This is a genomic window from Burkholderia sp. Tr-862 (assembly GCF_011753085.1).
Taxonomy (GTDB): domain Bacteria; phylum Pseudomonadota; class Gammaproteobacteria; order Burkholderiales; family Burkholderiaceae; genus Burkholderia; species Burkholderia ambifaria.
In genome coordinates, this window is sequence record NZ_VWWG01000125.1 from 1 (window position 1) to 19,660 (window position 19,660).

At 68.6% G+C, this 19,660-nt stretch carries 16 protein-coding genes and 1 pseudogene; 11 read left to right on the top strand and 6 right to left on the bottom strand.

The features are described 5' to 3' along the window. Both F3J14_RS25605 and F3J14_RS25610 read left to right on the top strand, forming a co-directional pair. Positions 1-303 (top strand): ATP-binding cassette domain-containing protein (locus tag F3J14_RS25605; RefSeq protein WP_166725349.1); only part of this gene is annotated, 303 nt, incomplete at its 5' end. A gap of 161 nt (positions 304-464) precedes the next feature. Then, positions 465-1,211 carry a glucose 1-dehydrogenase gene (locus tag F3J14_RS25610; RefSeq protein ID WP_166725350.1) on the top strand — a complete coding sequence of 249 codons (747 nt, stop codon included), beginning with the start codon at positions 465-467 and terminating at the stop codon, positions 1,209-1,211. A gap of 22 nt (positions 1,212-1,233) precedes the next feature. Here F3J14_RS25610 and F3J14_RS25615 read toward each other — a convergent pair whose 3' ends face one another. From F3J14_RS25615 to iolC, 5 genes are all read right to left on the bottom strand, one after another. Further along, a complete protein-coding gene (locus F3J14_RS25615) occupies positions 1,234-1,728 on the bottom strand; it encodes a heme-degrading domain-containing protein (protein ID WP_166725351.1) in 495 nt (164 codons plus the stop codon). A gap of 86 nt (positions 1,729-1,814) precedes the next feature. Continuing rightward, positions 1,815-2,633: a 5-deoxy-glucuronate isomerase gene (iolB, locus tag F3J14_RS25620; protein WP_166725352.1), complete on the bottom strand. Its 819-nt coding sequence runs from the start codon at positions 2,631-2,633 to the stop codon at positions 1,815-1,817. A gap of 43 nt (positions 2,634-2,676) precedes the next feature. Beyond that, positions 2,677-3,606: a myo-inosose-2 dehydratase gene (gene iolE, locus F3J14_RS25625; RefSeq protein WP_166725353.1), complete on the bottom strand. Its 930-nt coding sequence runs from the start codon at positions 3,604-3,606 to the stop codon at positions 2,677-2,679. A 60-nt stretch (positions 3,607-3,666) separates the two neighbouring features. Then, entirely contained in the window at positions 3,667-5,550 is a 1,884-nt protein-coding gene (iolD, locus tag F3J14_RS25630) for a 3D-(3,5/4)-trihydroxycyclohexane-1,2-dione acylhydrolase (decyclizing) (protein ID WP_166725354.1), read from the bottom strand. Positions 5,551-5,596: 46 nt separating this feature from the next. Further along, positions 5,597-7,555, bottom strand: a complete 1,959-nt coding sequence (gene iolC / locus F3J14_RS25635; RefSeq protein WP_166725355.1) for a 5-dehydro-2-deoxygluconokinase — start codon at positions 7,553-7,555, stop codon at positions 5,597-5,599. 307 nt (positions 7,556-7,862) lie between these two features. On the opposite strand from iolC, the gene F3J14_RS25640 reads away from it, so the two are divergent. The 8 genes from F3J14_RS25640 to F3J14_RS25675 all read left to right on the top strand — a co-directional run bounded on the left by F3J14_RS25640 (position 7,863) and on the right by F3J14_RS25675 (position 16,925). Then, positions 7,863-8,789 (top strand): sugar ABC transporter substrate-binding protein, encoded by a 927-nt coding sequence (locus F3J14_RS25640; protein WP_166725356.1) that lies wholly within the window; start codon positions 7,863-7,865, stop codon positions 8,787-8,789. Between the two features lie 68 nt (positions 8,790-8,857). Further along, complete coding sequence (locus tag F3J14_RS25645) at positions 8,858-10,432, top strand: sugar ABC transporter ATP-binding protein (RefSeq protein ID WP_166725357.1); 1,575 nt, start codon at positions 8,858-8,860, stop codon at positions 10,430-10,432. 26 nt (positions 10,433-10,458) lie between these two features. Next, positions 10,459-11,484: an ABC transporter permease gene (locus F3J14_RS25650; RefSeq protein WP_006753148.1), complete on the top strand. Its 1,026-nt coding sequence runs from the start codon at positions 10,459-10,461 to the stop codon at positions 11,482-11,484. Positions 11,485-11,521: 37 nt separating this feature from the next. Beyond that, a complete protein-coding gene (locus F3J14_RS25655; RefSeq protein ID WP_166725358.1) occupies positions 11,522-12,436 on the top strand; it encodes a sugar phosphate isomerase/epimerase in 915 nt (304 codons plus the stop codon). Positions 12,437-12,499: 63 nt separating this feature from the next. Then, positions 12,500-13,513, top strand: coding sequence for a Gfo/Idh/MocA family oxidoreductase (locus tag F3J14_RS25660; protein ID WP_166725359.1), 1,014 nt, complete (start codon positions 12,500-12,502; stop codon positions 13,511-13,513). Positions 13,514-13,572: 59 nt separating this feature from the next. Further along, entirely contained in the window at positions 13,573-14,499 is a 927-nt protein-coding gene (locus F3J14_RS25665; protein ID WP_166725360.1) for a TIM barrel protein, read from the top strand. A gap of 63 nt (positions 14,500-14,562) precedes the next feature. Next, positions 14,563-15,735 carry a Gfo/Idh/MocA family oxidoreductase gene (locus F3J14_RS25670; protein ID WP_166725361.1) on the top strand — a complete coding sequence of 391 codons (1,173 nt, stop codon included), beginning with the start codon at positions 14,563-14,565 and terminating at the stop codon, positions 15,733-15,735. A gap of 305 nt (positions 15,736-16,040) precedes the next feature. Further along, positions 16,041-16,925, top strand: coding sequence for a MurR/RpiR family transcriptional regulator (locus F3J14_RS25675; RefSeq protein WP_166725362.1), 885 nt, complete (start codon positions 16,041-16,043; stop codon positions 16,923-16,925). Positions 16,926-16,986: 61 nt separating this feature from the next. Here F3J14_RS25675 and F3J14_RS25680 read toward each other — a convergent pair whose 3' ends face one another. Further along, entirely contained in the window at positions 16,987-18,507 is a 1,521-nt protein-coding gene (locus F3J14_RS25680) for a CoA-acylating methylmalonate-semialdehyde dehydrogenase (protein ID WP_166725363.1), read from the bottom strand. Positions 18,508-18,617: 110 nt separating this feature from the next. Here F3J14_RS25680 and F3J14_RS25685 point away from each other — a divergent pair. Beyond that, positions 18,618-19,547: pseudogene (locus F3J14_RS25685) on the top strand (LysR substrate-binding domain-containing protein); the annotation flags it as partial. Positions 19,548-19,660: the final 113 nt, after the last annotated feature.

Here is a 19,660-nt window from a genome sequence, read left to right on the forward strand (position 1 = left end):
TGGCTGTCGGGCGGCGACCGGCAGGTGCTCGCGCTGGTGCGTGCGCTTGCCGGCCGCCCGCGCGTGCTGATCGTCGACGAGCCGGCCGAAGGGCTCGCGCCGCTCGCGGTCGACGAGGTCGGTGCGTGCCTCGCCGCGTTGCAGGCCGACGGCGTCGCGATCCTGCTGATCGAGCAGCGACTGCAGCTCGCGCCGCGGCTCGCGCAGCGCGTCGCGGTGATGGGGCGGGGACGGATCGTCTACGACGGCGCGCTCGACGGGCTCGGCGGCGACGTCGTCAGTGCGTGGCTGAGTGCCGGCTGAGCGAAGCCCGCCGATTGTTCGGCAAACCCCGCCAGTCAATTCGTGTCGAGCCGCTTTATCGCCGTCGCGCGAACCGCGAATATTGCCAGCAAGGCCGGCGCGCCGCGCACGCGGCAATCGGCTCCCATCCATTGAAAGTCTTCCGACTGAGGAATGAAATCATGAGCAAGCTGACAGACAAGGTTGCGATCGTCACGGGCGGGTCCAAGGGCATCGGCGCCGCAATCGCGAAGGCGCTGGCCGCCGAAGGCGCGTCGGTCGTCGTCAACTACGCGAGCAGCAAGGCCGGTGCCGACGCCGTCGTGAGCGCGATCGTCGAAGCGGGCGGCCGCGCGGTCGCGGTGGGCGGCGACGTGTCGAAGGCAGCGGACGCACAGCGCATCGTCGATGCCGCGATCGAGAACTATGGCCGTCTCGACGTGCTGGTCAACAATTCCGGCGTCTACGAATTCGCGCCGATCGAGGCGATCACCGAAGAGCACTATCGCCGGCAGTTCGATACGAACGTGTTCGGCGTGCTGCTGACGACGCAGGCCGCCGTCAAGCATCTCGGCGAAGGCGCGAGCATCATCAACATCAGCTCGGTCGTGACGAGCATCACGCCGCCCGCGAGCGCCGTGTACAGCGGCACCAAGGGCGCTGTCGACGCGATCACCGGCGTGCTCGCGCTCGAGCTCGGCCCGCGCAAGATTCGCGTGAACGCGATCAACCCGGGGATGATCGTGACCGAAGGCACGCACAGCGCGGGCATCATCGGTTCGGATCTCGAAACGCAGGTGCGCAGCCAGACGCCGCTCGGCCGCCTCGGCGAGCCGGACGACATCGCGTCGGTCGCCGTGTTCCTCGCGTCGGACGATGCGCGCTGGCTGACCGGCGAGCGCCTCGTCGCGAGCGGCGGGCTGCACTGACCCGCCAGGTCGGCGCGCGCCGCTACGCGATCATCGCGAGCGCGTTCGCGCCGACATGCCAGCGCAGGCTCTCGACGACGAGCGCGTGATCGTGCTGGTCGTCGAGCCCCGCGATCGTCATCGCGCCGACGATTCCGCCGCCGGCAAGCCGCAACGGCACGCCGCCGCCGTCGAGCGCATAGTCGGCGTCCGACAATCCCTGCGATTGCAACGACCAGCCGGCACGGCGAAAGCGCGCGCCGACCTCGAGCGAGCTGACGCCGAAACGCAATACCGTGTTCTGCCGGCGGCGGATCGCGTCGCTGTCGTCGGCGCGGCTGCCGTCGAGCGCGCAGTAGAACAGCGGTGCGGCTTCACCGACGATGCCGACCGCGATCGGCAGCCCGCGCCGCGACGCGAGATTGACCGCGATGTCGCCGAGCCGGCGCGCGACGTCAGCATCGAAATGCGGCAGCATTGGAGCCGACGCGGTGGCGCCGCAGGGCGCGGGTGCGAAGCGCGGGAAGGGGATTGCCATGGCAGCTCCGTGTCGTCGCGAGTCCGGCTCGTGCGCGCGCGTGCCGCGTCGCGCGCCGGCCGTCGATCATTCAGCGCATCAACGTGTCAGCGCTTGGGCGCCGCGTCGAGCATCCACTCGTGCGCGGGATCGTTCCTGAACGCCCATGCGCGGCTCGGCCCGGCCATCACGTTCAGGTAGTACAGGTTGTAGCCGTGCGGCGCGACCACCGGGTGATAGCCGCGCGGCACCATCACGACGTCGTGGTTCTCGACCGCGCACGCTTCGTCGAGGCTGCGATCGTCCGTGTACACGCGCTGGAACGCGAAACCCTGCGGCGGGTCGATCCGGTGGTAATAGGTTTCCTCGAGCGACGTTTCGTCGGGCGCCGCGTCGCGATCGTGCTTGTGCGGCGGATAGCTGCTCGAATGGCTCGCGGGCGTGATCACTTCGACGACCAGGAGCCGGTCGGCGGCCGGGTTGTCGCCCATCAGGATGTCGCACACGTGGCGCGTGTTGGTGCCTTGCCCGCGCACCGCGCGGCGCATTCGTTCGCCGTCGAGGCGCTGCACGCGCTTGTCGCCGCTCGCATAAGGCGCGGTGCACAGCGCAACTTCCGCGTCGCGCGTCGCGACCAGCGTGACAGTCTTGCCACCCGGCACGTACAGCGCGTCCGGCGACACGTCCTCGAACACGCTGTCGCGCTTGCCGAGCGCATCGTAGGTTTCGCCGTCGACTTGCGCACGCAGCGTGCCCGTGAGCACGACGACGCACAGTTCGCGCGTGCCCGTGTCGAGCGTTTCGGTGTCGCCGGCCTTCAGGCGCAGCGCGCGAAAGCCGACGTGTTTCCAGCCGGCCGATTCGGGCGTCACGTTGCAGATTTCGCGGCCGGCGGATGCCTTGACCAGCAGGGGAGAAATCGTCATGGAAGGGGGCTCCACAATGGGGTGATAGCGGGGATGACAGGGCTCACGCGCTCAATCGGTCGACGATCGCGCGCAGCGACTCGTAGCCCTTCTTCGCATACTGGTAGCTCGGTGCGACGGCCGGATCCTGCTCGGCCTCGACGACGAGCCAGCCTTCGTAGCCGGCATCCTTCAGCGTGCGCAGCGTCGCTTCATAGTCGAGCGCGCCGTCGCCCGGAACCGTGAAGGTGCCGTTGATCACGCCGTTCAGGAAGCTCCAGCCGCCGTTGCGCGCCTGCGTGACGACCTGCGGCCGCACGTCCTTGCAGTGCACGTGCACGACGCGCGACACGTGCTTCTTCAGCAGTGCGACCGGATCGGCCGCGCCGCCGAAATACGCGTGACCCGTGTCGAACAGCAGGAACACCTTCGCGGGATCGGTCAGCGCCATCAGGCGGTCGACGTCGTCCGGCGATTCGACGTAGGCGCCCATGTGGTGATGGTAGGCGAGCTTGATCCCGTAGGTATCGAGCAGGTGCGCGCCGAATGCGTCGAGGCGCGCCGCGTAGCGCCGCCAGGTTTCATCGTCGACGAAGCGCGGGCGCTTCGCGACCGGCGTGTCGATGCTGCCCTGGATCGTCCCCGCGCATTCGCCGTACACCACGACCTTCACGTCGTTCACCTGCAGCTTCGTCAGGTGCGCGCGGCAGCGCTCGATCTCGGCGGCGACCGCGTCGGCATCGCTCATGCCCGGCTCGACTTCCGCGAGGAAGCCCGAATACCAGCCCGACACGCACACGAGCCCGAACTCGGCGAGCTTCGCCTTCAGCTCGGGGCCCGTCTTCGGAAACTTGTTGCCGAGCTCGAAGCCCGCATAGCCGATCTCGGCGCCTTCCTTCAGCGCCGTCTCGAGCGGCGTCTCGCCGCCGAGCGACGGCAGGTCGTCGTTCATCCACGACAGGGGATTGATACCGATGCGAACGTTCCAGCTCATGACGTGCTTCCTTGGTTCGGTTGTTGTTTTCGCGGGCGGCCCATGGAAAGGAAAAACGGTTCAGCGCCGCTGCCGGGTTTTCTCGTCGAGATACGTCTGGTGCGCGCGTTCGACGCCGGCGCGCGCGGACACCTGCGGCACCGCGACTTCCCACCACGCGCCGCCGTCCGCGGTCGTGCGCTCGTGCGTCGTGTCGATCACGAGCACCTGGCTCGTCGTGGCCGCACGCGCACGCTTCATCTCGCTGCGCAGTTCGCCGACGTCGCGCACGTGCACGGCTTCGGCGCCCATCGCGCGCGCGTGCATCGCGAAGTCGATCGTCGAGCGCTCGCCGCCTTCCGGCACGCAGTCGTCGAGCATGTTGTTGAAGCTCGCGCCGCCGCAATTCAGTTGCAGCCGCTCGATGCAGCCGTAGCCGCGGTTGTCGAGGATCACGACGATGATCTTGCGGCCGAGCATCACGGAGGTCGCGAGTTCCGCGTTGAGCATCATGTACGAGCCGTCGCCGACGATCACGATCACTTCGCGCTCGGGCCGCGCGAGCTTCGCACCGAGGCCGCCCGCGATCTCGTAGCCCATGCACGAGTACGCATAGTCCATGTGGTAGTTGCCCGGCACGCCGCTGCGCCACAGCTTGTGCAGCTCGGCCGGCAGCGTGCCGGCCGCGCACACGACGAGATCGTCGCGCGCGCTGTCGCGCCCCGCGTCGGCCGCGGAGTCGCGCACCGCGCCGATCACTTCCGCGTCGTACGGCAGCGTGTCGTTCGGCACGCGGGTGGTCAGCTCGGTCACGCGCGCGTTCCACGCGGCGGCCTGGTCGCGGTTCGCGGCGGTCCATGCTGCATCCGCGCGCCAGCCCGCGAGCGCGGCGGACAACTGGCCGAGGCCGGTGCGCGCATCGGCGATCAATTGCCGGCCGCGCTTCTTGCCCGCGTCGAACGGCTGCACGTTCAGGCTCAGCAGCGTGGCATGGCCGAACAGCGCGTGCGAGCCGGTCGTGAAGTCCTGCAGGCGCGTGCCGACCGCGAACACCACGTCGGCCTGCGCGGCCGCGCGGTTCGCGGCGGGCGAGCCCGTCACGCCGATCGACCCAAGGTTCAGCGGGTGGTCCCACGCGAGGCTGCCCTTGCCGGCCTGCGATTCGGCGACCGGCACGCCGTGCGTGTCCGCGAACGTGCGCAGCGCGTCCCACGCCTGGCTGTACAGCACGCCGCCGCCGGCGACGATCAGCGGTTTCTTCGCGGCCTTCAGCACGTCGAGCGCATCCGCGAGTTCGAGCGTGTCGGCCGGCGGCCGGCGCATCCGGATCACCGGCGGCGCGAAGAAGTCCTCGGGCCAGTCGTACGCGAAGGTCTGCACATCCTGCGGCAGCGCGAGACACACGGGGCCGCACTGCGCGGGATCGGTCATCACCTGGATCGCGCGCGGCAGCGAGACGAGCAGCTGCTCGGGCGACGTGATCCGGTCGAAGTAGCGCGTCACCGGCCGGAAGCAGTCGTTCGCGCTGACGTCGCCCTGTTCGAAATCCTCGACCTGCTGCAGCACCGGGTCGGGCAGCCGCGACACGAACACGTCGCCGGGCAGCAGCAACAGCGGCAGCCGGCCGACGTGCGCGAGCGCGGCGGAGGTCAGCATGTTGGTCGCGCCGGGGCCGATGCTCGACGTCGCGGCCATCATCCGCTGGCGGAAATTCGCCTTCGCGAACGCGACGGCCGCATTCGCCATGCCTTGCTCGTTATGCGCGCGCAACGTCGGCAGTCGTTCCCGTTCGGCGTGGAGCGCCTCGCCGAGCCCGGCGACGTTGCCGTGGCCGAAGATCGCGAACACGCCGCCGCAGTACGGCAGGATCTCGGTGCGGCCGTCCGGCTGGACGACTTCGGCGCGCAGGGCGGCCAGGTAGCGCACGAGCGCCTGGCTGACGGTCAGTCTCACGGTGGTGGTCATCGTCTGTCGATAAGGAAGAGTCGGGTGGTCGTCACAGGCGCCGGCATCAGGCCGCGGCGGCGGCGCGCGCGGCGGCACGGCGGCCGAGCCACGCGTCGACCAGCTGCGTGAAATTGCCGGCCACTTCGTCGATCAGCGCCTGGTCGTCGCTCTGGCCGGCGAGCCAGCGCAGCGACGCATCGGCCCACAGCGTGCGCCCGACCATGAAGCCCTTGACGATCGGATTGGTCGCCGAGCGGAAGCTGTCGACCAGATACTGCAGCGGCTGGTTCAGCCCGAGGATCACCGCGCCGCGGCAGTGGTGGTCGCGCTCGGCCACGAGCGTCTCGAGCCGCGCCCAGCCGTCGGCGCTCAGCGGCGGGAGCTTCCACCACTCAGGCATCACGCCGAGGTTGTAGAAGCGCGCGACCGTGCGCAGCACCGCGTCGTCCTCGGTGCCGGCCGGCGTGACCGCGCGCGGCGGAATCATTTCAAGCAGCAGCTCGTTGCCGCTTGCGCGCGTGGCTTCCCACAATTCCAGCACGCGCTGCTCCTGCTCGACGCGCAGGTCGACGTCGTCGTCGGGGTGGTAGTGGACGAGGCACTTCACGACCTGTTCGGTCGGCCAGTGCGTGAGCGACGAGCCGACCGAGCGCGTGTCGTCGAAACGCAGCGGCCGCGAGCCGGGCAGCTCGACCGGGCGGCCGACCCACCAGCCGCGCCCGGTGGCCTGCGCGAGCGCGTCGCTGCCGTATGCGCCGCCGTCGATCAGCACGCCGACGTGGCCTTCGAGATGACGATCGCGTTCGACCTGTTCGACCGCGCGCACGAGCAGGCGCTTGAGCGTCTTGATCCGCGCTTCGTCCGCGCCGGCCTGCACCGCGAGTTCGTAGAACTGGCTGCGATGGTCGAACGCCATCACGCACAGTTCGTCCCACTCGCGGCGCGGCACCGTCACGCGATGCAGGTGCGCGAGCGTGCGATCGGCGTCGACCTGCGGGTTGCGGCTGCCGCCGAACCAGTGAGCGAGCTCGGCCGGCGTCGGCATCGCGGCCGAGCACGCGTGGCGCGACACGACGATCGCGCCGCACGCATTCGCGATGCGCGTCGCTTCCGCCCAGTCGCGCCCGCGCAGCAGGCCCGACAGCAGGCCCGACAGGAACGCGTCGCCCGCGCCGAGCACGTTCAGGACTTCGACGCGTTCGCCGTGGAAAGTCGGTGCGTCGTCGATGCGCGCGGGGATGTCGCCCTCGATCACGCAGCAGCCGAGCGCGCCGCGCTTGACCACCAGCACCGCGCCGCTCGCGCGGCGCACGGCCTCGAGCGACGCGATCAGGTCGTGCGGCACGCCGCCCGCGATCAGGAATTCCTCCTCGGTGCCGACCAGCAGGTCGAACTCGCCGAGCACCTGCTGCAGTTGCCGCGTGACCTGCGCATCCGGCACGTAGCGGTTCTCGCCCGCGCCGCGCGCGGTCAGCCCCCACAGCACCGGCCGGTAATCGATGTCGAGGACACGCACGACGCCGTGGCGGCGCGCGTAGCCGAGCGCGGTGAGCGACGCTTCGCGGGTGGCCGGCGTCGAAAGATGGGTGCCGGTGATCGCGAGCGCGCGGCAGCCGGCGATGAAGTCCTCGCGGATCTCGTCGGCGCGCACGGCCATGTCCGCGCAGTTCTCGCGCACGAACAGCAGCGGGAACGTGTCGCGGTCCTTCAGCCCGAGCAGCACGAGCGCGGTCAGGCGTTCCGGATCGGTCTGCAGCTGGCTCGTATCGCAACCTTCGCGCTCGAGCGTCTCGCGCACGAAGCGTCCCATCTGCTCGTCGCCGACGCGCGAGATCATCGCGGTTTTCAGCCCGAGCCGGGCGACGCCGAACGCGACGTTGCCCGACGAGCCGCCGAGATACATCTGGAAGCTGCGCGCGTCCTCCAGGCGGCTGCCGTACTGCTGCGCGTAAAGATCCACGGCGACGCGGCCGAGGCAGGCGAGATCGATGGGGCGGTCAGTCGGAAAGTTCAACGGGCTCATATCACGTATCACGCTCGCGGCCGGCGTTCGACCTTGCCGGCGGATTGAGGGGACCGATCCCGCGACGGCGCTGGTCACGTATGCCGCACGGCACGAGAACGCCTGCCGCAAGGAATCGGGCTACGGAACGGAGTCTAGACTTTTTGGAAATCCAGTTCCCTAGGTGAAATCACGTAGAAATAAATTTCCAAATTTTCGAGGAAGTGATCTACAGTTTCATCCGGATGCTTCGGTCCGTATCGGACTCGATGCCGACGGCGCGCAACGCGCCGCTTTCCGCCCCCGGAGATGAGGAGACAGAGTGATCATGAAGACCCAGCTGATGGCCGCCGCGGCCGCCGCGATCCTGACCATGCCGCTCGCGCACGCCGAGAAGATCGGCGTGACGATGGCATCGTTCGACGACACGTTCCTGACGATCCTGCGCAACAGCATCGGCGACGCGGCGAAGAAGGACGGCGCGACCGTGCAGATCGAGGATGGCGGCAACGACGTCGGCAAGCAATTGAGCCAGGTCCAGAACATGATCGCGCAGAAGGTCGACGCGATCATCGTGAATGCGGTCGACACCGACGCGACGCCGAAGATCACGAAGATGGTGAGCGCCGCGAAGATTCCGCTCGTCTACGTGAACCGCAAGCCGGTCGACTTCGACAAGCTGCCGGCCGGCGTCGCGGTGGTCGCGTCCGACGAGAAGCAGTCGGGCACGCTGCAGGCGCGCCAGGTGTGCAAGCTGCTCGGCGGCAAGGGCGACATCCTCGTGCTGATGGGCGAGTTGTCCAACGAGTCGGCACGGGCGCGCACCAAGGACATCGAGGACGTGATCGCGACCAAGGACTGTTCCGGCATGAAGATCGTCGACAAGCGCGAAGGCAAGTGGAGCCGCACGCAGGGCCAGGACATCACGATGAACTGGCTGAGCTCCGGGACGAAGTTCGACGCGATCGTGTCGAACAACGACGAAATGGCGATCGGCGCGATCAACGCGCTGAAGGCCGCGCGCAAGCTGACGCCGAAGACGGTCGTCGCGGGCATCGACGCGACGCCGGACGGGCTCGCGGCGATGAAGAGCGGCGAGCTGAAGGTGTCCGTGTACCAGAACGCGGCCGGGCAGGGCGCGCAGGCCGTCGCGACTGCGCTGAAGCTGGCGAAGAAGCAGCCGGTCGACCGCTACGTGAACGTGCCGTTCGAGCTCGTCACGCCGGAGAACATGAACCAGTACGCGAAGCACTGACCGGTTTTTCCGCTGAACTGCGCGGGCCCGGCGCGTCCGGGTTCGCGTGTGACTTTCGAGGAACGTCCATGTTTACAGCCAGGATGGCGCGCTCGATGGCCAACGAAAGCGCGCCGGCCGCGTCGTTCGCCGCGCCGGGTTCGTCCGGTGCGCCCGTCGCCGATTGCCTGCTCGAGGTGCGCGGCGTCGGCAAGTCGTTTCCCGGCGTCGTCGCGCTCGACGGCGTGCAGTTCCGCGTGCGCCGCGGCACCGTGCATGCGCTGATGGGCGAGAACGGCGCCGGCAAGTCGACGCTGATGAAGATCATCGCCGGCGTCTACACGCCCGATCAGGGCGAGATCCTGATCAACGGCGAGCCCGTCGTGCTGAGCGGCCCGCTCGACGCGCTCGATCGCGGGATCGCGATGATTCACCAGGAACTCAACCTGATGCCGTACATGACGGTCGCGGAGAACATCTGGATCCGCCGCGAACCGAAGAATCGCTTCGGCCTGATCGATCACGCCGCGCTGCGCCGCCGCACCGCCGCGCTGTTCGAGCGGCTGTCGATCGACATCGACCCGGAAGCCGACGTGCGCACGCTGACGGTGGCGAGCCGCCAGATGGTCGAGATCGCGAAGGCCGTGTCGTTCGACTCCGACGTGCTGATCATGGACGAGCCGACCTCCGCGCTGACTGACAAGGAGGTCTCGCACCTGTTCCGGATCATTCGCCAGCTGCGCGAGCAGGGCAAGGGCATCGTCTACATCACGCACAAGATGAACGAGCTGTTCGAGATCGCCGACGAGTTCTCGGTGTTCCGCGACGGCAAGTACATCGGCACGCACGCGTCGACCGACGTCACGCGCGACGACATCATCCGGATGATGGTCGGCCGCGAGATCACGCAGATGTTCCCGAAGGAGGACGTGCCGATCGGCGAGGTCGTGCTGGCCGTGAAGAACCTCGGCGTCGACGGCGTGTTCCGCGACGTCAGCTTCGAACTGCGCGCGGGCGAGATCCTCGGCGTCGCGGGCCTTGTCGGCTCGGGGCGCTCGAACGTCGCGGAGGCGCTGTTCGGCGTCGTGCCGGCGACCGCCGGCGAGATCCGCATCGACGGCAAGCCGGTGCGCATCGCCACGCCCGCGCAGGCGATGAAGCACGGGATGGCGTTTCTCACCGAGGACCGCAAGGACACCGGCTGCTTCCTGAATCTCGACCTGCTCGCGAACATGGAAGCGGCCGTGCTCAGCAATCGCTACGTGAAGTTCAATTTCGTGCGGCAGGCGCAGCTGAAACGCGACTGCGAGGCAATGAGCCGGATGCTGCGCGTGAAGACACCCGGGCTGCACGAGGAAATCCAGAACCTGTCGGGCGGCAACCAGCAGAAGGTGCTGATCGGCCGCTGGCTGCTCACGCAGCCGCGCATCCTGATCCTCGACGAACCGACGCGCGGCATCGACGTCGGCGCGAAGGCCGAGATCCACCGCCTCGTCAGCGCGCTCGCCGGCAAGGGCGTCGCGGTCCTGATGATCTCGTCGGAGATGCCGGAGGTGCTCGGCATGAGCGACCGCGTGATGGTGATGCACGAAGGCCGGATGACCGGCATCGTCGAACGCAAGGACGCCGACCAGGTCCGCATCATGGACCTGGCCTCGCGCTGAGCCGAAACAAGATTGGAGACAAAGCAATGGGCAACCTGAACCCGGTCGCGGACGCGCAGTCCCTGACGATCAAGACGCGGCACGCGAAGTGGCCGCCCGAATTGAGCATCTTCCTGGTGCTGGTGGGCATCAGCCTGTTCTTCGAGGTGATCGGCTGGCTCGTCGTCGGCCAGAGCTTCCTGTTCAACGCGGAGCGGCTCGAGATCATCGTGCTGCAGATGGCCGTGATCGGCATCATCGCGGTTGGCGTGAACCTCGTGATCATCACCAGCGGGATCGACCTGTCGTCGGGCTCGGTCGTCGCCGCGGCGGCGGTCGTGTCGGCCAGCCTCGCGCAGGTGTCCGATTTTCCGCGCGCGGTGTTCCCGCACCTGACCGACCTGCCGGTCATCTGGCCGGTGCTGGCCGGCGTGTGCGTCGGGCTGCTGGTCGGCCTGCTGAACGGCTCGCTGATCGCGCTGACGGGCATCCCGCCGTTCATCGCGACGCTTGGCACGATGGTCGCCGCGCGTGGCTTCGCGAAGTGGTTCACCAACGGGATGCCGGTGTCGATGCTGACCGACCCGTTCGCCGCGATCGGCGCGGGCGCGAACCCGGTGATCATCTTTCTCGTGGTGGCCGCGATCTTTCACGTCGTGCTGCGCTACACGCGCTTCGGCAAGTACACGTATGCGATCGGCGCGAACCGCCACGCGGCCGTCGTGTCGGGCATCAACGTGACGCGCCACCTGGTGTTCGTCTATGCGATCGCGGGCCTGTTGAGCGGGATCGCCGGCACCGTGACCGCCGCGCGTGCGATCTCCGGCCAGTCGGGTATGGGCGTGATGTACGAGCTCGACGCGATCGCGGCCGTCGTGATCGGCGGTACGTCGCTGTCGGGCGGCCTCGGGCGCGTGACGGGCACCGTGATCGGCGTACTGATTCTCGGCGTGATGACGTCGGGCTTCACGTTCATCCGGATCGACGCGTACTACCAGGAGATGGTCAAGGGCGCGATCATCGTCGCGGCCGTGATCGCCGATCAGTACCGCAACAAGAAGTCGCGCCGCTGAGCGGCCGAGACCGATGCCCACGTCGCTAGGAAAGAAGATGAAGATCGCTCTGGATCCCTACATGATTCGCCACCTGCCGCTCGACCGGTTGCCGCACGCGGTCGCCGAGCTCGGCTACGACCAGATCGAGTTGTCGCCGCGTAGCGATTTTCTCGACTGGTGGGTGATGCCGCGCGCGACGCGCGCACGCATGACCGCGTTCCGGCACGCGTTGCGCGCAAGCGGCGTGGGGCTCGCGTCGCTGCAGCCGATGTACCGCTGGGCCAGCCCGTTCGAGGACGAGCGGCAATGGGCGGTGCGCTGCTGGAAGAAGGCGATCGAGGTGGCCGCCGAGATGGAATGCGCGCTGATGGTGTCCGAGTTCGGGCGCGGCGCGTCGCCGGAGCGCTCGGTCGGCGAGCGGCCGGGCGCGAATCCGAAGGAGCTGTGCGAAGCCGCCTGGTTCCGTTCGATGGACGAGCTGCTGCCGATCCTCGAGCGCGAACGCATCGTGCTGTCGGTCGAGCCGCATCCGGAGGACTGGATCGAGCAGCTGCAGCCGGCGATCGACATCGTCACGAACCTCGGCTCGCCGTCGCTGAAGCTGTCGTACATCGCGCCGCACACGTTCTACTACGGCGACGACATGGCCGCGATGATCGCGCAGGCCGCGCCGATCCTCGCGCACGTGCGCGTGGCCGACACCTTCGACCACCGCAAGAGCAGCCAGCTGCGCTACATCGTGAACCCGCCCGGCTCGAACCAGATTCGCGTGCACCAGCATCTCGACATCGGGCAGGGCGAGATCGACTGGGACACGTTTTTCCGCGCGCTCGGCGACGCCGGCTTCGACGGCGTGATGTCGTCGTGCGTGTTCGCGTGGGAGGACCGCGCGGAAGCGTCGTCACGCTACATGCGCGACACGATCGAGCGCTACGTCGATCGCCATTTCGATCGCGCGGCGGCGCGCTGACTCACGACTGACCGGCGCGGCACCGGCCGCGCCATTGATGAACGACAGACTGGAGATATCCGGATGACCTTGCAAATCGGCGTGATCGGCTGCGGCGCGATCGGCCAGGACCATATCCGCAGGCTGACGCGCACGCTGTCCGGCGCGCGCGTGGTGGCCGTCAACGACATCGATCCACAGCAGGCGCGCGATGCGGTGACGAAGTACGGGCTCGACGCGGAAATCTACGGCGATGGCCACGAAGTGATCGCGGCCGCCGACGTGCAGGCCGTGCTCGTCACGTCGTGGGGGCCGACGCACGAAGCGTTCGTGCTCGACGCGATCGCGCACGGCAAGCCGGTGTTCTGCGAGAAGCCGCTCGCGGTGACGGCGCAAGGCTGCATGCGGATCGTCGAGGCCGAGGTCGCGCACGGCCGCCGGCTCGTGCAGGTCGGCTTCATGCGGCCGTACGACGAAGGCTATCGCGCGCTCAAGCGCGTGATCGACAGCGGCGAAATCGGCGCGCCGCTGATGCTGCATTGCGCGCACCGCAACCAGTCGGTCGGCGAGCGCTACACGACCGACATGGCGATCACCGATACGCTGATCCACGAGCTCGACGTGCTGCGCTGGCTGCTCGGCGAGGACTATGCGAGCGCGCAGGTCGTCTACCCGAAGAAGACGCGCCACGCGAGCGCGCATCTCGCCGATCCGCAGATCGTGCTGCTCGAAACCGTGAGCGGCGTGCGCATCGACGTCGAGATCTTCGTCAACTGCCAGTACGGCTACGACATCCAGTGCGAGGTCGTCGGCGAGAACGGCATCGCGAAGCTGCCCGATCCGCCGGCCGTCGGGCTCAAGCACACGGCGCGGCAATCGGTCGAGATCATGACCGACTGGAAGGAGCGTTTCATCGCGTCGTACGACGTCGAGCTGCAGGCATTCGTCGACGGCGTGCGGCAAGGTGCGCTGACCGGCCCGTCCGCGTGGGACGGCTACGCGGCGGCGGTCGCGGCCGACGCGTGCGTGCGCGCACAGAAGAGCGGGGCGGTCGAGCCGATCGCGATGGCCGAACGCCCGGCGTTCTATCGCGGCTGAGCCACAGCCGCGCCACCCCGCACGCGGCACCGAACCCCTTTTCTGCCGGACTGACCGACATGACGATGAAGATTGGCTGCGCGCCCTGCTGCTGGGGCGTCGACGACGTGAACAACCCGCACCTGCCGTCGTGGCGGCACGTGCTCGCCGAGGCCGCGCAGGCCGGCTACTCGGGCATCGAGCTCGGGCCCTACGGCTATATCCCGCTCGAACTCGACGTGGTGAGCGCGGAGCTCGAACGGCAGCGCCTGAGCATCACCGCCGGCACGATCTTCGACGATCTGGTGTCGCCGGAGAACCTGCCGAACCTGCTGCGCCAGACGCGCGAGATCTGCGCGCTGATCACGCGACTGCCGAAGCTGCCGACGCAGCACGGCCAGCGCTACGCGGCGCCGTACCTGGTCGTGATGGACTGGGGGCACGAGGAGCGCGACTACGCGGCCGGCCATACGGCGCGCGCGCCGCGCCTGTGCGCCGAACGCTGGGCGCGGATGGTCGACCACATCCGCCGGATCGCGACGATCGCGCGCGACGAATTCGGCGTGCGCGCGGTGATCCATCCGCATGCGGGCGGCTACATCGAGTTCGCGGACGAGATCGACCGGATCGTCGCCGACATCGCGGCCGACACGGCCGGCCTGTGTCTCGACACCGGCCACCTGTACTACTCGGGGATGGATCCCGAGACCTGGCTGCGCCGCCATGCGGCGCGGCTCGACTACGTGCATTTCAAGGATATCGACGCGGCCGTCTACGACGCGGTGATGGGCGAGCACATCGCGTTCTTCGCGGCCTGCGCGCGCGGCGTGATGTGCCCGATCGGCACCGGCGTGCTCGACTACCGCGCGATTCGCCGCGCGCTCGACGATATCGGCTATGCGGGCTACATCACGATCGAACAGGAGCGCGATCCGCGCAACGCCGGCACGAGCCTGCGCGACGTCGCGGCGAGCCGCGCGTTTCTCGCGTCGGCCGGATTCGCATGAACGATCGACCGCCTGGACCTTTGAACATCTGAACACCTGAACACGGACAGGAACACGACAATCATGATCGACGGACAGATTCTGCTCGGACATTCGATTCCCTGGGGCATGGTCGGCGGCGGCCTTGGCAGCCAGATCGGCTACAGCCACCGGTCGGCCGCGTTGCGCGACGGCAGCTTCCGGCTGGTCGCCGGCGCGTTCGATATCGATGCCGAGCGCGGCCGGCAGTTCGGCGTGAAGCTCGGCGTCGACGCCGGGCGCTGCTATCCCGACTACCGGACGATGTTCGATGCCGAGGCGCGTCGCGCCGACGGCATCCGCGCGGTGTCGATCGCGACGCCGAACAACACGCACTTCGAGATCTGCCGCGCGGCGCTGAACGCGGGGCTGCATGTGGTCTGCGAGAAGCCGCTGTGCTTCACGACCGCGGAGGCCGAGGTGCTGCAGCGGCTGTCGATCGAGAAGAACCGCATCGTCGGCGTCGCATACGGCTATTCGGGCCACCAGATGATCGAGCAGGCGCGCGAGATGATCGCGCGCGGCGATCTCGGCGAGATCCGCATCGTGCAGATGCAGTTCGCGCACGGCTTTCACAGCGAGGGTGTCGAGGCCGCCAGCGCGGCCGCGCGCTGGCGCGTCGATCCGAAGTTCGCGGGCCCGAGCTACGTGCTCGGCGACATCGGCACGCACCCGCTATATATCTCGGAGGTGATGGCGCCCGAGCTGAAGATCCGCCGGCTGATGTGCTCGCGGCAGAGCTTCGTGAAGAGCCGCGCACCGCTCGAGGACAACGCGTTCACGATCATGGAATACGACACGGGCGCGATCGGCTATGTCTGGTCGAGCGCAGTGAACGCGGGCTCGATGCACGGGCAGAAGGTGCGCGTGATCGGCTCGAAGGCGAGCGTCGAATGGTGGGACGAGCATCCGAACCAGTTGCGCTACGAAATCCAGGGGCAGCCCGCACAGGTGCTCGATCGCGGGATGGGCTATCTGCATCCGCACGCATTGCGCGAGGATCGCATCGGCGCCGGGCATCCGGAAGGGCTGTTCGAAGCGTGGTCGAACCTGTATGCGCGTTTCGCGCTCGCGATGGACGCGGCCGATCGCGGCGACACGCAAGCATTGACGAACATCCGCTTTCCGGACGTTCACGCAGGCGTCGAAGGCGTGCGCTGGGTCGAGAACTGCGTGCGCTCCGCCGATGCGGGCGGCGTGTGGGTCGACTATCGTTGAGCCATGGCGGCCGATGCGTGGCACCGGCGGGCGGCCGCCCGCCGGCGTCGGTAGAGGCCCTGATCTTTACGACGCGGCGAGCGCATTGGAAAATGGGTCCCGGTACGGTTCCGGTACGGTTCCAGTATGGTTCCCGTATCGCCGTGGCGCGTGTGCAGGTGATGATCGAGCGCGTGGGAGCGAGCATGCGGCACGGGCCGTGCCGCAAACGTGATTAAATTCGCCCTTCATGCATGTATTCAGGGAGTCCCGGGCCGCGCCCGCAAGCCGCGCGCGCATCGGGGCCGTCAACTTCGCGCTATCCGATGAGTTCATCCGAGAAACCTCCCGCCACCGTCGAGGCGTTCCTGCAGCATCTGACGCAGGAGTACGACGGCCTCAGCAATCGCCTGAAGGTGATCGCGCGTCACGTGGAAACGCATCGCGACCAGCTTGGCCTGGAGGGCATCCAGTCGCTCGCGGAGGCCTGCGGCGTCCAGCCGTCGGCCGTCGTGCGGTTCGCGAAGCATTTCGGCTTCTCCGGCTTCTCCGAGATGCAGCGGCTATTCCGCGAGGGCCTGGCCCAGCAGATCTCGCCGGGCCGCGCGTACAACCTGCGGTTGCGCGACGTGATCGAATCGGGCTCGTCGAGCCTGCAGCCCGAGCAGATCGCCGACGAATTCATCAAGGGCAGCATCGCCGGGATGCAGCAGCTGCGGCAGACGCTCGATCCGCAGGCGCTCGCGCAGGCCGTCGACCTGCTCGCCGACACGCAGGCAATCTGGATCGCGGGCTCGCGCCGCGCGTTTCCGATCGCCGTGTATCTCGACTATGCGCTGCAGCACACCGACAAGCGCATCGGCTTGTTCAGCGCGCTCGGCAGCATGCATCTCGGCCAGATCCGCTCGGTGCGCGAGGGCGACGTGATGATCGTGATCTCGTTCATGCCGTATGCGGAAGAAACGGTGCAGGTCGCGCAGCAGGCCGTGCAGCGCGGCGCGCGCCTGATCGCGATCACCGACAGCCGGATGAGCCCGCTCGCGCGGGAGGCCGAGGTGACGCTGATGGTGCAGGACAGTGCGACGTTCGGGTTCCGCGCGCTGACCGCGACGATGGGCCTCGCGCAGAGCCTGTTCGTCGCGCTCGCGTACCGCCTGGAACTGTCGTACCTCCCGACCGCCGACGGCGCGCACGGCACGAAGGCCGGCTGACGCCGGCCATGTGCTTGGCCGCCGCCCGCGGGATTCCCCGGCGGGGCGGCGCACGGACCGCTTACTTCGCGGTCGGCATCGCGAACTCGGCGCCCTTGCCGATGCTCGACGACCAGCGCTGCATCACCGACTTCTGGCGCGTGTAGAAGCGCACACCTTCCTCGCCGTACGCATGCATGTCGCCGAACAGGCTCTTCTTCCAGCCGCCGAAGCCGTGCCATGCCATCGGCACCGGAATCGGCACGTTGATGCCGACCATGCCGACCTGGATGCGCCGCGCGAATTCGCGTGCGATGCCGCCGTCGCTCGTGAAGCAGGCGACGCCGTTGCCGAACTCGTGCGCGTTGATCAGGTCGACCGCTTCGCCGAAGTCCTTCACGCGCACGCAGCCGAGCACCGGCCCGAAGATTTCTTCCTTATAGATGCGCATGTCGGGCGTCACGTGATCGAACAGCGTGCCGCCGGTGAAGAAGCCCTCCTCGCGGCCCGGCACGCGCAGCCCGCGCCCGTCGACCACCAGTTGCGCGCCTTCGCTGACGCCTTGCTCGATATAGCCTTCGATGCGCTTGAGCGCTTCGCCGGTGACGATCGGGCCCATCTCGACTTCCGGCGACATCCCGTCGCCGATCACCAGCTTGCGCGCGCGCTCGGCGACCGCCGGCACGATCCGGTCGGCCACGTCGCCGACCAGAACCGCGATGCTGATCGCCATGCAGCGTTCGCCGGCCGAGCCGTACGCCGCGCCGATCAGCGCATCGACCGCCTGCTCGATGTTCGCGTCCGGCATCACGACGAGGTGGTTCTTCGCGCCGCCGAGCGCCTGCACGCGCTTGCCCGACTGCACTGCGCGCTGCTGCACGTAGGCCGCGATCGGCGTCGAGCCGACGAAGCTGACGGCCTGCACGTCCGGATGGTCGAGCAGCGCGTCGACCGCGCCCTTGTCGCCCTGCACGACGTTGAACACGCCGGCGGGGAGGCCGGCCTGCGTGAGCAGGTCGGCGATGAACAGCGCCGCCGACGGGTCGCGCTCGCTCGGCTTCAGCACGAACGTGTTGCCCGTCGCGAGCGCGACCGGGAACATCCAGCACGGCACCATGCACGGGAAGTTGAACGGCGTGATGCCCGCGACGACGCCGAGCGGCTGGCGCATCGTCCAGTTGTCGATGCCGGTGCTGACCTGGTCGGTGAAGTCGCCCTTCAGCAGTTGCGGCACGCCGCAGGCGAACTCGATGATGTCGATGCCGCGCGCGACTTCGCCCTGTGCGTCGGAGAACACCTTGCCGTGCTCGGCCGTGATGATCGCCGCGAGGGTGTCGCGGTGCTCGTTCATCAGTTGCAGGAAGCGGTGCAGCACGCGTGCGCGGCGGATCGGCGGCGTCTCGGCCCAGGCCGGGAACGCGGCATGGGCCGATGCGACGGCGCGCTGCACTTCGTCGCCGTCGGCGAGCGCGACGCGGCGCACCGCGCGGCCCAGCGCCGGGTTGAGGACGTCCTGGAAGCGGCCGCTGCGGCCGGCAACGGGCGCGCCGTCGATGTAGTGGCCGACGTCGGCGTCGGACGTGTAGGCGGGAACCGGGTTCATCGTGTCTCCTGGGGGATGGGGGGCGGACGGAACCTAGTCTAGGCAAAGCGGCGGGGCGGGAGAAGGCCGCGCAGCTTGATTCACTGTTCAGAATTCTGAATAATCAGTGGATGAATCAGCAAAATGTCCAGGCGCTCTGGCCGCATATCCATTCGCTGACGGTGCTCGCCGCGGCCGGCAGTTTCACGGCCGCCGCGCAGCGGCTCGGCATCAGCAAGGCCGCGATGAGCCAGCGCATCGCCGATCTCGAGAAGGCGGCCGGCGTGCCGCTGGTGCGGCGCACCACCCGCAGCGTGCGGCTCACCGACGCGGGGCAGACGCTGGTCGACAGCACGCGCGACGCGTTCGAGTCGATCGGCCAGCATTTCGCGCGCGTGAAGGATCTGGCCGGCGAACCGCGCGGGCTGCTGCGCGTGACGGCGCCCGTCGCGCTCGGGCGCCAGCAGGTGGTGCCGCACCTGCCCGATTTCCTGCGGCAGCATCCGGGCGTGCACATCGAGCTCGACCTGTCCGACCGGCTGCATTCGCTGACGCAGGAGGGCTTCGATCTCGCGATCCGCCATACGACGACCGCGCCGCAGACCCACGTCGCGTGGAAGCTGTGCGACACGCGTTCGCTGCTGGTCGCGAGCCGCGACTACCTCGATGCGCGCGGCGCGCCGCGCCACCCGAGCGAACTCGTCGATCACAGCTGCCTGTGCTACCTGCGCGACAACGAGCCGGCCGCCTGGAGCTTCGAGCCGGACGGCCGGCGCCGCCAGCGCGTGAGCGTGCCGGTGCGCGGCAGCTTCGCGGCCAACAACAGCGAGGCGATGCGCGAGGCCGCGCTCGGCGGGCTCGGCATCGCGCTGCTGCCGGATTTCAGCGCGCAGCGCGATCTCGACGCAGGCCGGCTCGTCGCGCTGCTCGACGGCTGGCGGCCGTCGGGCGCGTTCGGCGACCCTGGCTTCGCGATCCGGCCCTACAGCCCCGCTGGGCCGAGCCCGGTGCGCGCCCTGGCTCGGTACCTGCGCCAGCGGCTCCCAGGCCGGCTTTCCGGCCCCCGGCGGGCCAGCGCGGCCCTGCCGGGCCCGCCGGGACGGGCCTGCCCGGGCGGGCGCGCCCGGCCCCCTCGCCGTCAAAACCCCCCCTCCTCCCCGCCCCCGGCTGCCCC